The sequence below is a fragment of the Bacteroidetes Order II. bacterium genome (assembly GCA_016788705.1).
In the GTDB taxonomy this organism is placed as follows: Bacteria; Bacteroidota; Rhodothermia; order Rhodothermales; family UBA2364; genus UBA2364.
The window spans coordinates 1-19561 of record JAEUSQ010000065.1 but is presented as its reverse complement, the minus strand read 5'-3'; the positions used below and the strand labels follow the sequence as shown (position 1 = coordinate 19561).

The 19561-nt window shown below is 47.0% G+C and carries 12 protein-coding genes; 10 read left to right on the top strand and 2 right to left on the bottom strand.

From position 1 onward, the window contains the following. Positions 1 to 24 precede the first annotated feature (24 nt). The gene (locus JNN12_16855) at positions 25 to 2346 is read right to left on the bottom strand and encodes a transglycosylase domain-containing protein (GenBank protein MBL7980010.1); all 2322 of its coding nucleotides are present in this window, start codon (positions 2344 to 2346) and stop codon (positions 25 to 27) included. A gap of 5 nt (positions 2347 to 2351) precedes the next feature. Continuing rightward, positions 2352 to 3122 (bottom strand): UDP-2,3-diacylglucosamine diphosphatase, encoded by a 771-nt coding sequence (locus JNN12_16850; GenBank protein ID MBL7980009.1) that lies wholly within the window; start codon positions 3120 to 3122, stop codon positions 2352 to 2354. A gap of 120 nt (positions 3123 to 3242) precedes the next feature. Between JNN12_16850 and JNN12_16845 the strand changes: the two genes are divergently transcribed. From JNN12_16845 to JNN12_16800, 10 genes are all read left to right on the top strand, one after another. Further along, positions 3243 to 3926, top strand: a complete 684-nt coding sequence (locus tag JNN12_16845) for a rhomboid family intramembrane serine protease (protein MBL7980008.1) — start codon at positions 3243 to 3245, stop codon at positions 3924 to 3926. Between the two features lie 94 nt (positions 3927 to 4020). Next, entirely contained in the window at positions 4021 to 4914 is an 894-nt protein-coding gene (locus JNN12_16840; protein ID MBL7980007.1) for a hypothetical protein, read from the top strand. Beyond that, the gene (locus JNN12_16835; protein ID MBL7980006.1) at positions 4895 to 6079 is read left to right on the top strand and encodes an endonuclease/exonuclease/phosphatase family protein; all 1185 of its coding nucleotides are present in this window, start codon (positions 4895 to 4897) and stop codon (positions 6077 to 6079) included. Before JNN12_16840 ends, JNN12_16835 begins: the two co-directional genes overlap by 20 nt. A gap of 47 nt (positions 6080 to 6126) precedes the next feature. After that, positions 6127 to 7203 carry a flavodoxin-dependent (E)-4-hydroxy-3-methylbut-2-enyl-diphosphate synthase gene (gene ispG, locus JNN12_16830; GenBank protein MBL7980005.1) on the top strand — a complete coding sequence of 359 codons (1077 nt, stop codon included), beginning with the start codon at positions 6127 to 6129 and terminating at the stop codon, positions 7201 to 7203. A gap of 172 nt (positions 7204 to 7375) precedes the next feature. Further along, positions 7376 to 8383 (top strand): LacI family DNA-binding transcriptional regulator, encoded by a 1008-nt coding sequence (locus JNN12_16825; protein MBL7980004.1) that lies wholly within the window; start codon positions 7376 to 7378, stop codon positions 8381 to 8383. A 158-nt stretch (positions 8384 to 8541) separates the two neighbouring features. Next, positions 8542 to 10230 carry a peptidylprolyl isomerase gene (locus tag JNN12_16820; protein MBL7980003.1) on the top strand — a complete coding sequence of 563 codons (1689 nt, stop codon included), beginning with the start codon at positions 8542 to 8544 and terminating at the stop codon, positions 10228 to 10230. A 182-nt stretch (positions 10231 to 10412) separates the two neighbouring features. Next, entirely contained in the window at positions 10413 to 13262 is a 2850-nt protein-coding gene (locus tag JNN12_16815; protein MBL7980002.1) for a TonB-dependent receptor, read from the top strand. Between the two features lie 55 nt (positions 13263 to 13317). Next, the gene (locus JNN12_16810; GenBank protein MBL7980001.1) at positions 13318 to 17160 is read left to right on the top strand and encodes a hypothetical protein; all 3843 of its coding nucleotides are present in this window, start codon (positions 13318 to 13320) and stop codon (positions 17158 to 17160) included. 18 nt (positions 17161 to 17178) lie between these two features. After that, the gene (locus tag JNN12_16805) at positions 17179 to 18213 is read left to right on the top strand and encodes a PorV/PorQ family protein (protein ID MBL7980000.1); all 1035 of its coding nucleotides are present in this window, start codon (positions 17179 to 17181) and stop codon (positions 18211 to 18213) included. A gap of 249 nt (positions 18214 to 18462) precedes the next feature. Beyond that, the gene (locus tag JNN12_16800) at positions 18463 to 19011 is read left to right on the top strand and encodes a hypothetical protein (GenBank protein MBL7979999.1); all 549 of its coding nucleotides are present in this window, start codon (positions 18463 to 18465) and stop codon (positions 19009 to 19011) included. Positions 19012 to 19561 lie beyond the last annotated feature (550 nt).

The window sequence follows — 19561 nt, the reverse complement described above, 5'->3', positions numbered from 1 at the left end:
TTGCTCGGCTTAAGTAATCATTGCTTACCAGTCAAATCTACGTTCCTCTGCTGGTGGTGCTGGCGGTGGTGTAAAGCGTTGGCCCTCAGAACCTGCTTTAGGCTTGGCATTGTTTTGGTTTTTAGGCCGAGGCTTCCAAAAACCCTTTGCACCATACGAATTATAAACCTGTTTGACGGTGTTCTTCGGTGGTTTATAGTTCTGAGGCTTGGTGAACTTACGGGTCGAGACCAATTGTTCATCTATCAGTCGCTTGAAATAATCACCCACAACCCGCATCCCCGTCCGCGCGCCTTGCCCCCAAGAGCCACTCAGAGTGACCCTACGATCATTAAACCCGACCCAAGATCCAAGTACCACATCCGGATGCATCATCATAAACCAACCGTCAGATGCTTCCTGTGTTGTTCCTGTTTTCCCAGCGATATCGTAGTTTCCTGAAATTCCGAATGAACCACGTAGGCTTTTGGCCGTTCCTTGCGAGATAACCCCACGCAATACATCCACGACGGTATAGGCCGTGTTGGGATTTAATACTTCGCGGTAGGTGGGGTAGAAGTCTGCAATGACGTTGCCATATCGGTCCTGAATTTGCTTGATGGGTGTGGCAAGGTGTAAAACACCCCCGCTTGCAAAAGAGGTATAGGCCTGTGCCATTTCTAATAACGTAACCTCGCCTGTTCCCAAAGCCATCGCTGGTGAAGGAATCACCTTTTTATAGCTTTCGTTGATGCCAAGGTCTTGGGCATATTTGACAAATTTCCGGCTTCCAACTTTACACGCCAACTGTGCCGTAACCGTATTTAAAGATTTAATCAATGCACTTTTTAGTGGGACATAGGCACCACTACCCCTACTTCCGGAGTTCTTGGGTTGCCAACGTCCGGCACCTTCACAATTAAGGGTAACGGCAGCATCAATAAACTTATAATCCAACCCAAAGCCATTTTCCCAAGCCGTAGCATAGACAAAAGGCTTAAATGTAGAACCGGGTTGGCGCTTTGCAATCGCCACGTGGTCGTATTGGTCAATGGAAAAGTCGCGTCCTCCCACCCATGCACGGATAAAACCATTATTGGGGTCTATCGCAATTAAGCCCAATTCGATTCTGGTTTTCGTGGTTTTAAGCGAATCCATATAGGCGGTGTCTTTACGCAGTTTTTCCAAGGCCCCTACCTCTCCAAGCTGTTTTTTGAGGGTGCGGTAATGGTGCGACTCTTTGATAAATTCGGTGAGGTCTCTGGAATTCTCAAAACGGCTTTTCGGGTGCTCACCATTGGCAATGCCTTGTAGGAAAGTTCCTTGTTTATCCGAAGCCAACTCCGCTGCCTCTTGCATTTGCGAGTCTAAAGTCGTAATGATCCGAAGTCCATCTGTATAAATATTATAGCCTTTGTCTTTGCTCCATTCATCCAACCATTGACGGACATACTCTGCAAAGTATGGTGCAAAATTGCTTTGTGGCGTAATCCGTTGGATATTGACCTGAATGGTTTCTTCCTTCGCTGTGGCAGCCTCGTCGGGTTTAATAAATCCTTGTTCCACCATCAAATCCAGAACAGTATTCCGGCGACGGGCACAGATTTCAATTCGGTCTTCGCGTGCAGGATTGTAGAGGAAAGGGTTTTGAAGCATCCCAACCAAGAGGGCGCTTTCCGCCAAGGAGAGGTCTTTCTGGGATTTGTTGAAATAGGTACTGGCCGCCGCTTCGATGCCGTGCGCGTCATACATATACGCGGTTGTATTCAAATAAAGTTCGATAATTTCATCTTTGGTATAATTCCGTTCCAGCTCGATGGCTGTCATCATTTCCTTGAGTTTTCGGGTAAAGGTTTTTGCACGCCCGATCTCTTCGTACATATTCCGTGCCAACTGTTGGGTAATGGTGGAGCCTCCTTGTGATTTACCCTGTGCCCACTTGAACGGTAAAGAGAGGGTGCTTTGTAGGTCTATGCCCCAATGGTCAAAGAACCGTTTGTCCTCGGTGGCAATGAGAGCCTTACGGACATAAGGGGAAACACTTTCTAATTCTACCCATTTCCGGTTGGCCTTGATATAACGGGCCATTTCTTTGCCGTCTTGCGAATACACAATAGAGGCTAGATTGATTTTTGGATTTTGCAGATCATCAAGGGAAGGCAAATCATTTACCATGAAGATCATAAAAATCGTAACGATAAGGGAACAGAAGGCAATAAAACCAGCAACCGAGGCAACCCCCAGTAATGCCAATTGTTGGATACGTTCTTTCTGGCGGGCTTCGGAGCCAAGATGCCGCCGTTCCGGATCGTTAAAGTAGCGCCGCAGTTCATCCTGCGTGTATTCTGTTGGTGAAGATCCCCACATATGGTCTATGAGTTATGCACGTTCTGGTGGTGGTAAGATTGAAGTTGGCGGACAGTGCCGTTTTTCCACTCGTTCAAGGTTATGGAATTGGCATTTAGGACGGCAAACGTTCTGTTTTTATACCAAAATCCGCAATTTATATACGTACCTTCTTTAAATACACGAAGTTCCATTGAATGGCTGTGTCCCATCACCACCATTTCACAATGAAACTTTATAAACATTTTTTGTGCCGCTTCTTCAAGTGCAGCAATGGTTTTAGGGTCTGGTTGGGGGCTAAGGGTCAGGAGGCTGAACCTTCTTGCCAGTGCGTAGCCAACATCCCCCGGAAATAGGTTTCGGTACAAGGTTGTTGGAATCGGGTGCCTCAGTACCGATCTTAACTTCTGGTAAAGACGTTTGGTTGATTCAAAGAGATCCCCGTGTGTCAACAGTACCCGTTTTCCAAAAAAAGATTCTATAAGATAATCAAAAAAAACGGGTATCCCCAATTCAGATTCAAAGTAATTCAGGTGCCACGGATCCCTATTTCCTGTTATATATCGGATCTGAAGCCCAGAATCGGCATGGTGGGCCAAAGCACCCAGTAAACGGGTGGCGCCTTTAGGAATGAGGTACCGATATTCAATGAACTGCTCGAATACATCTCCGAGCAGATAGATACGGGCTTGGTGTTTGGCCGCATACTCCAAAACCTGAACCAAATCACGTTCTGCCGTTGGGTCTGTATGGTGACCTCCGCGCCCCAGATGGGCATCGGATACAAGTATGACCATAATCGGTAAGATTGCCGGGTAAGCGCAGGACTTTGGTCTTAAAATGATGCTACTGTGGAACGATTTATCCCGATCCTTTGTATTAGGGTTTCAAAATAAAAAAAATATTCCAACTGATACATGAATTCATATTCGTACCGTCCTCCTTCGCAGTTTTCGCTTTTCCCTCCTGTTGTCAAGAATTTACTGATCTTGAATGGCCTTTTTTATTTTGCCCAAATAACCTTTTCTGGGATGGGGGGAATGTTCTCTTTTCTGGAAAAGTATCTGGCACTATGGCCTTTGGATGCCCACTTGGCCGGAGATGTCTCGTTTTATCCTTGGCAGGTGGTGAGTTATTCTTTTTTGCATGGAGGGTTGTTTCACCTGATTCTTAACATGTATGCACTATGGATGTTTGGTGCGCAAATAGAGACGGTGTGGGGGCCGCGTCGCTTTACGCTGTACTATTTTATCTGTGTAGTAGGGGCTGCCGTTGCACAATTATCCGTGAGTTGGTACGAAATACATTGGTTAGACCTGCGTTATATTGCACCGACAGTAGGGGCCAGTGGGGGCGTTTTTGGCATTTTACTTGCTTTTGGTATGATGTATCCGGAGTATGAAATTTATTTCTTTCCGTTTCCAGTGCCTATAAAGGCCAAATGGTTTGTGTTAATCTATGGTGTCATCGAATTAATGAATGGGGTTACTGGTGGGGCCTCCAATATTGCGCATTTTGCACATTTGGGTGGCATGGTAGCGGGTCTGATACTCATGCTCAAGTGGGGGTATCGGCTTCCATTCGGAAAAAAACGCACGTGATGAACAGAGTCGTTTGACAAAGGGAAAAAAATGGTATTTTATAAACCAATTGGGCAAGCCATAAATCGAAGGAAGCAGTAAATACATAATTGATATGGGACATACATCGTCATGGGCAGATAAACTGCGTCTTTGGTATTTAATGCAAAGGAAGGGGTTTCGCGAAATTTTTGCGGTTTTGGTTGTGACGTATATCGTGGGATTGGTCGCCTTGCTTATTCCTGGACTTCGAGAGGTTTATTTTCAGGCTTTTGTATTGGCACCGGGTATCTCTTGGCTGACTCCGCTTCAATTCGTTACACATCTTTTTGTTAATCCGTTAACGGGCTTGTTTGGCCTGATCAGTTTTTTCTTTTTGCTGGGTTGGTTTTTTATTATTACACAGATGGCCTCGGATTTTGCCCCGCCACACCAACTCGTGGGACAGTTTCTGGGTGGTGGTATTTTTGCAGGAATCATTTACTGGCTGGTTGCCACTTTTATTTTGGATCAGGGCGGGGCCGTTTATGGCGCACACTTGGGTATTATTGCAGTCGCTTTCTCGGTGGCCCACCAGTCTCCCACAGCCCGGATTCCGTTGTTTTTCTTTGAAGTTCCATTTTGGGTAATGGCGTTTCTAATTTTGGTATTATATGCAACCATGCCGGGAGGATTGTTGGGAGCTGCTGCTGCGGCCGCTTTTGGGTGGGGAACCTCGGAATTGGTAAAACGTGGTGTGGACGTACATTCGTGGGCAAGGGTATTTTTCTCGCCCGTTCGGAAGTCTCCTGCCTCTCGTCCGTCTATGCGTCGCGAACCAGCACTTTCACCTTATAGCATTCCAGATAGAAAGGCTTATCAGGTGAAAGAAGAGCGCAAAATTGAAAAAAATGCAGAAAAGTCTGATAACGAAATTATAGACCGACTTTTAGATAAAATCAATGAACAAGGGTATGAATCTCTGACGCCTGAAGAAAAACAGGCTTTGTATGATGCCAGTAAAAAATGACCGTTCCTTGTCTGGCCGTTCTAATCCCTTACGAACAGAATTACCTTTGAAAAAGCCCCGCAAAAAAACCTCTTGGTGGGTTCGCTTCATGTTCATGTGGCAAGTTGGATGGTTGGTTGTGTTTTGGGGTGGACTTGCAGCCCGTTATGTACCCTCCGATGTCTTTTGGCCATTACAAATTGCCGGAATCTTATTGCCGTTTTGGTGGGCTGGGTTGGTTCCCGGTGCGTTTATCTTGGCTTGGAAAAGGAAGTGGTTCCCTGTTGTGCTATCCATAACAGGTTTTTGTCTGCTTGCCCTTCGGCTGTGGCCTTTTGGCTTGGTTGCTACTACGCCTACTACCAGCGACCTAAAGTTGATGACCTACAATGTTGCAAACGTTCCTGCTGATGGATGGGCAAGATTGTTTGAGGGGCATAATCCAGAACTCTTGTTTTTTCAGGAGTCATATTTTTGGCAACTGCCTAAAGGTACCGAAGCAACGCTTTATACACGGTATTTGAGAGACTCTCTATCATATTCGATTGCGCCGGGTGCATTATTTAAAAAGGTTCGCGCGATTAGTAATCCCATTTTGACCCGTGGATTGCTCCGACCCGATACCGTTCAAGCCTATCAAGTTGATGATGGCGTCTTAATCCAGAACTTTGCCAGTAGGTCTATTGTTCAAAACAAGAATTTTCGGTTTGCGGTGTACAATGTCCACTTGCAGTCTTTGGGAGAACAAAAACCTTGGAAGCTAATGGCTAGCGAGAAGCCACTAAGGGATATCCTCGAACGCCTAAGCCTTCAGTATGAACGGGCATACAAAATACAGGCAAATGAGGTTCGGTTATTGAAAAAAGCCCTTGAAAAAGAAACTTTACCCTATTTGGTAGTAGGAGATTTTAATAATACCATCCACAACTGGGCATATGCCGAATTTGCCAGTGGGATGACAGATGTATATATTGCAACGGGACCGGGATGGGGGGGGACATATCATAGCCATCAGCCGTTGTTTAGGATAGACCATATTTTGGCAAGCCAGCATTGGCAGCCTGTTTTGGCAAAAGTATTATCCGCTGAATATTCGGACCATCGGCCAGTGGTTGCTTGGCTGCGCCTAAAGGCCGAAATCATGAAAAAAATGCCAAACGGAGCCAAAACACCCCTTCATCCGTAGAAGCGAGGGCTTAACCTATTTCTCATTCCTTCAGACCTAAAACATCCATGCAGAGACCCCGTCGGATTTCAAGAGCCGTTCATGTCGGAAATGTCCAAATTGGTGGGGGCGCGCCCGTCTCCGTTCAATCTATGACCGTTTCCAAAACCCATGATGTCGTCGCTACACTTGCCGAAATTGACGGCTTGGCCAAAGCAGGCGCCGATATTGTTCGTGTGGCCGTACCGCGTCCGGAAGATGTGGCCGCTTTGTCAGATATTGTCCAAGGTTCGCCAGTTCCTATTGTCGCCGATATCCATTTTAATTATCAATATGCCCTTAAAGCCATCGAGGCCGGATGTGCAAAAATTCGGATTAATCCCGGTAACATTGGGAAGCCTGAATGGGAGCAAGAGGTGCTACTCGCTGCCAAGGCTAAAGGTGTGCCCATTCGGATCGGAGTGAATTCGGGTTCACTAGAACGGGATATTCTGGATAAATATGGGTATCCTCAGCCCGAAGCCCTGTTCGAGAGTGCTATGCGCCATATCGAGATTTGTCATAAACATGATTACCGCGATCTGATCGTGTCGGTCAAACACTCGGACGTGTTTTTTATGATTCAAGCCTATCGGTTGTTGGCTGAGCGGACCGATATCCCCCTACATCTAGGAGTGACCGAGGCCGGAACTTGGCAAACAGGTTCTATCAAATCAGCCATTGGCATCGGTTCATTGCTGGCCGATGGCATTGGGGATACCATTCGTGTATCACTCACTACTGAATCGGTAAAAGAAGTAGAAATTGCTCATCAGATTTTAAAATCATTGCGGTTGGGAAGACCGGGCGTTAACATCATTGCTTGTCCCACCTGTGGACGTTTAGAGGTGGACTTGTTTAAGATCGCAGAAGAGGTGGAACAAGCCGTCAATGCACGTAAGTTTAGTAAAAACTTAAATGTCGCATTGATGGGGTGTGCCGTAAATGGACCGGGCGAGGCGGCAGGAGCCGACTTGGGTGTTGCCTGTGGGCGTGGGCGCGCCCACCTGTTTAAGCGCGGCCAGGTTATTCGGACGGTACAAGAAAGTCAGATTGTTCAAGCCATTTTGGAAACCATTGAAGATTGGGAAGAGGAAGCGGCTTAAATCCCTGATAATCGTAAAAAGAGGCTCATTGGAGCCTCTTTTGGTGACTAAATAGATGGTACCAAAAATATTTGGTTAATGACTTGAAATTCCATGCGATGCGCCCTAATTTGTAAGCGCTTACATATTTTGTGCCCATTTGTACCCCTTTATCGCTTAATCCCGCTTCATCGTGTCTGTGACCATCTACGATATTGCCGAAGAAGCCGACGTTTCCATTGCGACGGTGTCTCGTGCCTTCAACAACCATCCTCGGGTTTCTTCAAAAACCCGCAAACGTATTTTTGAAATAGCGGAGCGCCACAACTACCAGCCCAATGCCTCTGCCCAAAGTCTTGCCCGTAAAAACACTTTTCTGATCTCGGCCATAATTCCCATGATGGCCAATTATTTTTTCTTAGAAGTGATTCGTGGACTTCAAGAACGGATTTTCGGAACAGATTTTGACCTGACGATCTATCCCGTCATTGATCCGGATCAGGCCCCGGCACAATTGGAACGTGCCATGCAGCGGGGAAGAAGCGAGGGAATGATGTTGTTTTCTACTTGGCTCACCGATGAACAAGCCGATTGGCTGCACTCCTTCTCCCAACCTGTTATTTTGGTAGATTCCCACCATGAATTATTCGACTCGATTGCCGTTGACAACCGAAAGGGGGGGGAAATGGCCGTCGAGCACTTGCTTCAGGTGGGTTATCGTAAGATTGGCTTGGTTGCTGCAAATTTGGCAGCAGTTCCGGCCCGAGATCGTAAAATTGGCTATCAACGTGCCTTGCAAAAAGCTGGAATTTCTTTCGACTCCTCGTTGGTGGTTGAGAGCAGAGATTTGGTAGTACATGGCTTTAGTGAAGAATGTGGGTATGAAGACACGTTACGCCTATTAGAACAGTCCGAAAAGCCAGAAGCAATTTTTGCAACGTCCGATGTCCAAGCATTAGGCGCTTTACGGGCATTTCGCGACTTGGGACTGCGTTGCCCCGAAGATATTGCCTTGATCGGCTATGATGATGTAAAGCTTGCGGCCTTTGCAGGCCTGAGTACCATCAGGCAGCCCATGAATTTCTTAGGCGGTTTGGCGGTCGAGCATTTTTTTAAACGGCTTCAAGATCCAAATTCGGAGGTGACACATCTCAGTTTGGAGCCAGAGTTGGTGGCCCGTAATACATCCATGAAAGGCTGAATACAGCGATCGAAACCATAGTTTACGGGTAATTGGTTTGTTCTTTATAGAGAATACATTTTAATCTTGATATATTGTAAGCGCTTACACTTTTAGGATTCATTTTGGATCTATTGTTACTTGTACAGCGCACAGAATCGCTCCAACTGAGGTACAACATGCTTTTCAAAAAAGGATTGGGACTGCTAGGATTGATGGTGCTGGTTCAATATGCCATTGCCCAACCGAAGCCAGCCTTGGCCGAGGTGGCGGGCAATATCATTACGGCTTCCCAATTCCAGACACGTTACACCGATTATTTATTAAAAACAGGCTTGAAAGATGACCCACGGTTGAGAAAGGCGATGCTGGAGACGATGGTCTCGACCGAGATGATCATCCGGGCAGCAGAAGAACGAGGTATTTCTCAAACGGCTGGATACAAAGCGTGGGAACAACAAGTACGCCGAAAATTAAGCATAGAAGCCTATACGTCCCGTGTAATGTATCGCGATATAGCCCCTTCCGAAGCCGAATTACAAGAACTCCTCTTACGCGCCTACACCACGATGAAGGCGAGTCATTTGTTTGCCCGTGATAAAGCATCGGCAGACCGTTTGTACGCCCGCGTGCAGGCGGGTGAAGAGTGGAACGCGCTGGCCAAAGAAGTCTTTGCAGATACGGTTTTGGCGAATCGTGGAGGCTCATTGGGGGCTTTTGGGTTCGAGGATATGGATCCTGAATTTGAAAAGGCGGCTTTTCGGCTTAAACCAGGTGAAGTATCGAAGCCCGTTCGGACAGCGCTGGGGTATTCGATCATTCGTTTAGACGAGAAGTTTACAAAACCGATTGTCACCGAGTCGGAATTCCTCACCCGAAAAGATCGGCTTACGCAATACTTCCTGATTCAAAAACGGCGGGAAGTCCGTGCCCAACATACCGATCAACTCGCATCCGAAATACGGCCTGTTTGGAATCAAGCTTCCTTAAATCGTTTGGTGTTGCAATTAGACGGTGGGGCCATAGATCCTGCCCGCAGGAGGGAACTTCAGGCGTTGACTCAGCAACCAAATTGGCAAAAACAACCCTTGGTCACTTTTGGTCGTTCGGGAGAGCGTCGTACTTGGACTGTTGCACAATTTCGGGCGGTTGCAGAGGCTTTTACTTCTGCCAAGCAGCGTGCGGTCATTCAGGATAAACCAGCATTGGAGCGCTTTATTCTTGGACTATTGTTACAAGAGGAGATGGTTCGACGGGCAACTAACCTGAAAATTCATCAACTCCCCGAATTTGAAGAGTCTGTTCGTATGAATATGAAAGATTGGGTGGTGCGGGAAGAAATGGCGCGTATAGATCAGGCCATTCAAATCCCCGCAGACTCGATGCGGGCATATTTTGAGCAACATCGTGCCAACATGGTTTCGGATGAAAAAGTGCAGGTTTCGGAAATATTGGTCTCTACCCTTGATGCCGCAAGGGCGATAAAGCGGGAACTTACATCGGAAAACTTTGCAGAGACCGCCCAGCGATATTCCGAACGTCTGGGCGGGAAGGACGCAAAAGGAGATTTAGGCTTTGTAACACAAGCAGAATTGGGAGGCTTGGCCGAAGCCGTTTGGAATGCAGAAAAGGGTACTATTCTGGGACCATTAGAGGTCTCTGGAAAGTATGTATTGCTGAAAGTGGGGGATAAATTGCCGCCATTGCCGATGAACTTTGAACAAGCCGAGCCTTATGTCCGGAGGTTGCTTTGGAATACCTATAGTGAACGGGTGATGGCCCGTTATAGAGCAAGCCTCGAAGCAAAATACCGAGATAAAATTAATACAAATCATACTTTATTGTATGATCTGTCTTTGTATAACTAAAAAAAGCGAACTAAAAAACCAGGACGACCCACAAACAGGAAAAGTGAATAAGGGTTACGAAAATACCCTACATGCTTTCCCAAAAAGAGGGGGCACGCGAAGGGAGTTGTCCTTCGTAGGTTTATTAGCTAAAACGATCATCACCAGTAATAATTGAATTCAATCACCCAAACAACGCAGCTATGATGCGATTACCCAAACGTTGGATCGGTGTTTTTTCGTTGTTTCTTGTCGGACTTGTGCCACTATGGGCACAGACTACGGGCAAGATCACCGGAAAAGTATTCGACGCCCAATTTAACTCTCCTTTGCCAGGGGCGACCATCCGGATTCTGGGCACTACCCAGGGCACGGTGACGGATCCCAATGGTGAATTTGTCATTATTGGGGTCAGACCAGGTGTTTACACACTCGAAGCGTCTTTTGTCGGTTATATAACCGAGAAACGCGAACAAGTGAATGTTAATATCGGCTTGACCACCACTGCCGACTTCAAACTCCGTGAGCAGGTAATCGCTTCGGAAAAAGAAGTTGTCATTATTGCAGATGCGATTAAAGTGCGCAAAGACGTCACCAGTTCAGAATCCCGTGTTTCTGCCCAAACCATTGACAACATGCCCGTGCAGGAATTGGGTCAGTTGGTAGGTGCTCAAGCGGGCGTAACATCAAAAAATGGTTCCTTACACATCCGGGGCGGTCGTTCCAGCGAAGTGAAGGTTTTGGTGGACGGTGTGGCAGTTACTGATAGCTACGACGGATCCCAATCGGTACAAATCGAAAATGAAGGGATTCAGGAACTACAGGTGATTTCGGGCACGTTCAATGCCGAACACGGCAATGCCATGTCGGGAGTCATCAATGTGGTGACGAAAGAAGGAAGTCCCACCAAGTGGGGCGGTTCTGCTGAATGGTATTCCGGGTCTTATCTGGTGAGTGGAAAGGGTGGAGAAGACTATTTGCGTGGAATTAATGCAGAGGACTATACCATTCGTGGGGTGCAATACCGAGATGTAGATCCCTATGGATATTTGCCTGCGAATCCTTTGCATTACCAGAATGCCAAAATATCGCTGGATGGCCCTATTCTTAAAGACCGCGTGTCTGTCTTTGCCTTGGCCCGCTATTTCAAGAATGATGGCTGGTTTTACGGTGTACGTAAATACAATATAGACGGAACGCGGGGGGATAGTGCATTGGTCCCGATGAATAACTTCGAGCGCTTAAGTCTTCAGGCCAATTTTAAGGTTCGGCTCAATGATAAAATGTTTATCAATGTTATTGGATTGGCCAACCAGTCGGAATCTCGGAATGGAGATTTTAACCTGCGTTGGGCACCGGATGGCCGTGGCCGTAACCAAGACTTAGGCTACGATGTGAAGGTGAAGTTTACCCATTTGATCTCGAACAAAACTTTTTATAATATAGATGCCGGAATGTTTTTCCGAAATGCCAAGGGAGGTTTGTACGATGATCCTTTGGACAGCCGTTATAACAATTTCTTAAACCAGCCTCCGGATTCTGTTCAGGTCGTGCCCGGGGTTTGGGAAACGGTCGTAAGGGGTGGAAGCCGTTTTCAACGGGGTGGTACCGACTTGGGCCGTTACGATCGGGATACCCGCAGCCAAATTCTACAGGGGGCACTCACAAGTCAAGTCTCGAAACACCATTTGATCAAGGTGGGTTTTGAGGCCAAACAAGACCTGATGAACCTGATCGCTTATGGGTTGATTCCAAAGGTGGATGCAGATGGCAACCCGATTGTGCCCTTCCAACCGTCCGTTCCAGATCCAACCTCGCTTGATTATTCGTCTTTTAGTGACATCAAGCCTTTCTCGGCAAGTGCCTACATCCAGGATAAGATGGAGTATGAAGACCTGATTATTAATGCGGGCCTTCGGTTTGATTATTTTAACTCTAATGGTCAGGTCTTGGCCGATCCAGCCGATCCAAACGTGTATGCACCGTTCAAAAAAACGAATATTTACAAAGACACCAATAACAATGGGGTGATTGATGCAGCGGAGGAAGTGGATAGTAATAAAAAGACACTGGAAGAGCGATTGGCCTATTGGTATAAGGATGCCACACCCAAGTTCCAATTTTCACCACGTCTTGGGGTTGCCTATCCGATTACAGCCAAGGGGGTGATTCACTTTTCGTATGGGCATTTCCTCCAAATCCCAACCCTCAACCGTCTTTTTGATAACTACGGGTACAAAATCCGCACCAACTCTGGTACCTACGGGCCTTTCGGAAATCCAGACTTAAAAGCCCAAAAAACCGTGATGTACGAAATTGGGGTTCGTCAGGGATTTGGGGATTATGTGGTGGACGTAACGGCCTATTACCGTGATGTACGCAATTGGGTAGCCACCTCGCCTATCATTACCACCGAGATTCCGGGGACTACGTATGTGAACTTTGCCAACCGGGACTATGCCAATACACGTGGGGTGACGTTCTCATTTAATAAATCCTACTCGAACAATTGGGGTGCAGACCTGAGCTATACGTTCCAAGTAGTTGAAGGCTCGAACTCCAACCCAAATGACGAATTCTTTTCGCTACTGAGCAATTCTCAGCCTACGATCGCTTTATTGCCCTTGGATTGGGACCAACGCCACCGTTTGGCTGGATCTGCCTACACCAACATTGCTGGTTGGGGGGCGTCAATGCTCTTTAATTATGGAACCGGATTCCCCTTTACGCCAAGTTTTGGGAAAGCCTCTCTTTTTGGGGCCAATGTTCAGCCAGAGTTTGCGCGTAACTCTCGTCGGATGCCCGCAGAATTTCAGGTTGACCTGAACATCAACCGCGAGTTCAAACTGGGCGCTGTGAAGCCGAAGGTCTTCTTACAGGTCTTTAACTTGTTGGACCGCCGGAACGTAACGGGCGTTTATGGAGATACTGGAAAGCCCAATATCCAGCTTCAGGTGCGGGATGCCGCCAGTTTCGATCCGGGATTTTGGATTCGGCCGTTCAACTATTCCGAACCTCGTCGTGCTCACTTGGGTGTAGAGTTTAAATTTTAAAGCAGACGCGCCAAGGGGCTGATAAGGAGGCCCCAAAGCCTTAATGAATAACCATATGCGATCAGTTTTTCTCAGATACCTCCTCGTTCCGGTGGCCCTCCTCATGGTGGGGCAGGTACGGGCGCAAGGCGTGGTAGATCGGAACCATGTGCCCAGTAAAGAGCGCGTGGACGACTTGCAGCGCCGAAAAGACGTAGTGGATGGCAATAACCTCCGCGCAACAATCACGAACTTCCTGCAAACCGCACAGTCGGGTGAGCCGGGAGATATTTTCTATGAATGGCCCAAAAACACCAACCGCATCTATGTGGCCCTGTCTCAAATGTGGGTGGGCGCAGAAGTGGCTGCTACCGACGGTAAACCACTCTACATTGTGGATGTGGCCAATTTCCGGAATAACCTGAACAATGGAACCAATTCTTGGAACTTCCGGCCTATCAAGGGCTATGTGAATCCGGCTGGGCGTGCCTTTGGCATCGCACAGTCCGATGAACCCAATTCGTGGCCCGCAACTTGGCCGGATAAAGCCAACGATACCACCGATCCGGGATGGCGGGGCAGTTGGAATGGCCTCTTTGGTAAAGACATTTTTAATGCAGACCAAGAATTCTTCTATAAAGCTGGGGATGACCAATATGACCGCTACCCCAACTTCTTTCCGGATGATACCGACCGGACCCGCAAAGGGCTTGGTTTGGTGGTAGATGCCCGCGTACTGGCTTGGAGCCAAATTCTGATTCAGGATGTGGTCTTCCTGTTACACGGGATTAAAAACGATGGCTCTAAAGACCTGAACAAAGTAGGCGTTTCCATTTGGCTGGCCGACTTGGTGGGGGGAGATGCTTCGGACGATATTCCATTCTTTGATCTGGCCGAGGATGTGGCGTTTATGACCGATGCCGATGGTATTGGGACCGAGCCGTTCGGCTCCGAAAAAGTGGGGGTGGCCGCCATTGCTTTCCTCGAAACACCGGGCAACTCGGTGGACCGTATTGACAACGATGGCGACGGCTCTACCAATGATTGTGATATTACGACAGGTGAGTGTAGCAGCCCCATTGTAACCGATGCCATGATTGCTACCGAAGATCCTACGAATGGGATTGACGATAACGGGAACGGTCTTATTGACGAGAACCGCGCCCATATTGCCTTCACCGATGCACAGGCCTCCAGTCGTGGGGTGGGTTATGCCGATTTTGTGGACAACGACGGTGACGGAGAACAAGATAGCCCCGTTGTTACGCCTGAGATGGTGGCTGCCAGTTCGTCGGATAAATGGCTGCGCTGGCCGCCTAACCCCGAAAATGATGCGTTTCTGACTACTATAACCCCCCGCCCAACGCACTTGCTGATGATCGAGCAGGACGATGTGGGCAAAGGGTTTAAAGACGGGATTGATAATGACAACTCCGCAGGAGACCCAAAAGGCAAAACGCGCTATGCCTGCGAAGAATACCTCTCCGAACCGGGTTCTCCTTTGGTGACCCAAGCCATGATTGATGCTGCCAAGAATGATCCGTATGGCCGTTATCGTGTGCCCGGAACGAATATTATTCTCTATCAAGTGGGGCCGGAAGACCTCGGAAAACCCTATGCCGATGGTGTGGATAACGACAAAGATGGCGCCATTGATGAAGGCATAGACGAAATGATAGATGAGATGATTGATGAAAGCCGCTCGGATGGTTTAGACAATGACTGTGACTGGGATCCGCTTCGGGACGATACGGGCTTGGATGGCGTGCAGTTTACGGGTGATACCGGTGATGGCGACCGCTCTCCAACCACAGGTGCTGGTACGGCTTTCCCCGGTGAGAAAAACATAGACGTTACCGACGTCTCCGAGTCCGACCAAATCGGTTTGACAAACGTAAAAATCATTCCGGCGTTTACTTTAGACTTCAACCGCCAGTCCGATCAAGAGTTGTTCAATAAGTACATGAAACCAGGGGAACTGGATACCCAAAAACCGCCCCCCGGCGAAAATGACCTCGTGGTTTCGAGTGGTATCTTCCCGCTCAAAGCCGGACAAACCGAAAGGATTTCGCTCTCGATTCAGGTTGGATCCGATCGGACAAATGTTCTGCGCAAACGGGATAATGCCTATCAAGCCTATGCCGAAGATTACCAGTTTGCACAAGCGCCTGCGGTTCCTGCCCTGACCGCCGTTCCGGGTGATAAATCCGTAACCTTGTATTGGGATAGCGCCGCCGAAGAATCGGTGGATCAGTTCCTCTTGGGTTTGGGTTTACCCGCCAAAGACTTTGAAGGCTACCGGATTTACCGCGCCACCGATCCGGCCTTCTTGGATGCCCTTAAGATTACGGATGGCTATGGCAACCTGAGTTACAAAAAACCGATTGCTCAGTTCGACCTCAAAAACGGCGTAAATGGTTTCCATCCGGTGGACGTAAACGGGGTGAAGTTCTATTTGGGGAACGATAGTGGATTGGTACACAAGTTTGTGGATACCACCGTAGAAAATGGGATCACGTATTATTATGCCATCACGTCTTATGACTTTGGTGCCGCAACCGCGAATATCTCGCCAACCGAAGCGCCCGTACGGATTCGTCGTTTGCCCGATGGAACCATCGAGACTGCGAAAAACGTGGTAAAGATTACACCAGGCCCAACCGCCGCTGGTTATACGCCCGCTACATTTATCGGAACGGCACCCATTGTTCGGACCAAAGGGCTGACGTCTTCCAAAATTGATTATAGCATCATTGACCCTACGGTGATTAAGAACAACAATAAGTACCGGATTACGTTCCGGGATACGTTGATTGTTTCCCCCAATCCGAACTTGCCGGATACCCTCACAACCAAAAGCTGGTCCCTGTATGATGTTACTGGAGGGAAGTTCCTGCTGGAAAAACAAAGTGCAGGGTTAAAAACAGGTACAGAATTCCCCTTGTTTGATGCTGCTGGAAATGCGCTTGGCTTCCGGTTAATTTTCCAGAACGAGCCATTTGTCAGCCTGAACAGTGCCGAATCGTTTTGGAAAAACAGTTCAGGTGCTGCCAATAATGAAGTATATCCAATCACTTTTGAACCATACGTCGGGGGAACTTTTGTGCGGGGTTTGCGAAATCCGGCAGACTATCGGATTAAAATTGTAGAGCCGGGGCAAGGACAATCTGTTCAACTTAAAGTCCGGACGAATGTCACCTTGCCTGCCCGTAAAACGAACTTCCAGGTGTATCGCCTCGAACCTGATGGAGCGGGTGGCGTCCGGGAAGTGCCTATTGAGTATGGTTTTTGGGATTTGACCGGACCCGAAGCCGAGAATCCAGCCATTCCGGGGGTGTTTAGTAATGATACCACATTTGGTGAGTCGGACTTTATCATCTTCTATGAACCCAAAGTAGGAGATACTTCCGGTCAAAAAATCATCACATGGCGTGTCGGCCTAAACTTCACCTTTAAAGACCGGAAGAATCCCGCTACGGGCGATAACATCACGCTGAACCTCCGTAAACCGCTTTTGTCTTCGGATGAATTTGAGTTCACGACCGAGGCATCAAAAATAGATACCGAAAAAGCCACTTCTGCCTTAGACAAAATTAAGGTGGTTCCGAATCCTTATGTGGCGACCAACCGCTTTGAACCGCTGAATCCGTTCTCTACGGGACGTGGGCCGCGTGTCATTAAGTTCATGAACCTTCCAGCCAATTGTACCATCCGTATTTATACCGTAAGCGGTCGCTTGGTGAAAACCCTGAACCGTGACTATGGGGCAAATATCACTTCTCGTGATATGCTGGATGGGGCCTTGGAATGGGATCTCCAAAGCGAGGACGGCCTCTCGGTGGCGTATGGAATATATGTCTATCACGTAGAAGCGCCCGGACTTGGGGAATCCACCGGAACTTTCGCCATTATTAAGTAACCGCAGGAGGACACCAACATGAAAAACCAACTTTTCAAACAAGGACTTGCGGTTTGCCTGATGCTGCTTATGGCTGTAACGGCCTCGGCGCAAGACACCCGAAATGTCACCAACCGGGGAACCACTGCCGCCGAATTTCTTTCGATTCCCGTGGGCGCTCGTTCTACAGGGATGGGAAATGCGGTGACCGCGCAGGTGGATGATCTATCCTCGATCTACTGGAATCCGGCGGGCCTTACAAGCTTGGACAAACCCAGCCTGAGTTTCGAGACCGCAAAATGGATTAATCAAATTAACTTCAACTATGGTGCTTTCAGTACCCCATTGGCCGGAGGAACGTTAGGGATCGGCATGACCTCTATCCGTACCCCAGAAATGGAGGTGATTACCGTTGAAGAACAAGATGGAACCGGGGAGACCTTTAACGCGGCTTCTTATGCGGTTTCTGTTTCTTATGCACGCAAACTAACCGATCGCTTCTCCATTGGTGGGACTGCCAAATTGGTCTCGGAACGCATTTGGCACTCTAGCGCCAATGGGGTGGCCATAGATATTGGGACCTTGTTTATTACGCCATTCCGTGGGGTTCGTTTGGGAGCCGCCATCACCAATTTTGGGACGAAACTCCAAATGGGTGGGGATGATTTGCTCATTACGACCGATATTGACCAAAATGCGGAAGGGAACAACGAAAGCCAACGCGGTTTTCTGCGGACCGATAAATTTGGGATGCCCCTGATGATGCGTATCGGTTTGGCGGGCGAGGTAATCAAAACCAAACAAGCCCGTCTAACCCTTGCGGTGGATGCACTTAGCCCCAATAATTCGGAGCAGTTCCTCAATCTGGGGGCAGAACTGGGCTTACTCGGAGATCTGGTGATCTTACGGGGGGGCTACAATGAATTGCTGATGACCGATAGTGTCCGTGGTTTAAGTGCAGGAGCGGGTATTCGGTATCGGTTTGGTGGCATCAACCTTGGTGTGGACTATGCCTATGAAGCCCAAAAATACTTCAATGCCATCAACCGTCTTACGGTCTCGATGAAGCTATAAGTTTTATAATTATAATAGCTTAGTGTTAAAATGGGGTGTAACTGTGTTATACCCCATTTTTTGTGCTTAGTTAATAAGGCTTGTGTAAGTATTTTAAATACATCTCTAAATCAATATATAATACAACGTTTTAGTCAAAACAGTTAAAGTTTTTTGTTAACAATTAAAATATTTTCAAAAGCAAAGATCGCCTGTTCTTCTTGTTAAGGGGAATAGACATTATAAATAAAATAAACGACGGAGGTTACCATGCTATATTTATTCTTAACTCAAGTTAGTAAGCGATTAATAGCTATTTTTAGTCTGTTTATTGTTTTATGCATGGCTGTTTTGAATGGCTGCGATGTTAATGACTTAGTTGATAAGGGTAATCGGACACAAAAAAGTTCACCACCAAGTCATGATATTGAATTTGCTATAGATGTTGTAAATGGTCAAGGACAAAAAATTGGAGATAAAGATTTTTGGGCATATGCTCAAGAAGAGCAAGTTGAACTTCATGGTCTATCTCGGTGGACCTCCGGTGGTAGTACGTGGCATTCAAACTTAGTAGGAGAAGCAGAGCCTTGGGAAGGTGGTGGGATGTATGACTGGAATGGTTATTTTGATCAGGCTGATGGATATCGTATTACCACATGTGATGCTTTAAACTCTGCTTTAATCATTTTATGGTATTCAGATATTAAATTAAAATACAATGTTAGCACTAGGCTTTTCTCAGTTGATACAGTTACAGGTGGGGGAGGTTGGGTTCAACTAGACCCCGGTAGTTATAATAGACTTGAGTGTAAACAATAAATAATAAGTAGGTTCTTTTGAATAGTTTATTATGTTATGGATGTCCAATCCAGTTGGGCATGACGGGCTTTTAAGGGGTGCATTTCAAAAATGCACGACACATACAGCCTACACCTATTAAAGTGCAATGTAGATAGCATGTGTAAGGCTGATTACAGGAAATTTTGAAATGCACCCGCTTTTAAGTGCCGAGTACGTCATTCTCGCGAAAGTGGAAATCATTTTGTAAAATGCTTAACATAAACTAATTAGTACAGCCTACTTGTATAGAAATACTTTATAATTAATACTGAGGACTTGCAAAATCAAGTCCTCAGTATTAATTATATTTATTTTTTTTAATTATAATGGTTTATAAAAATAATTTTGATAGATATTAAGTATTTTTATGTAAGATAAAATCTTTTTATTTGTATCTATTTAGGAGGTCAGGTTTGGATGTGTCAAGAAAGTGTGTCCTTGTAAGGCATATTTGAGTTGTAGAAAGACATTATGCTTTTGTTTTCGTGCGGTTTGGATAAAGGATTCGATACGGGCATAGCGTTTCGCA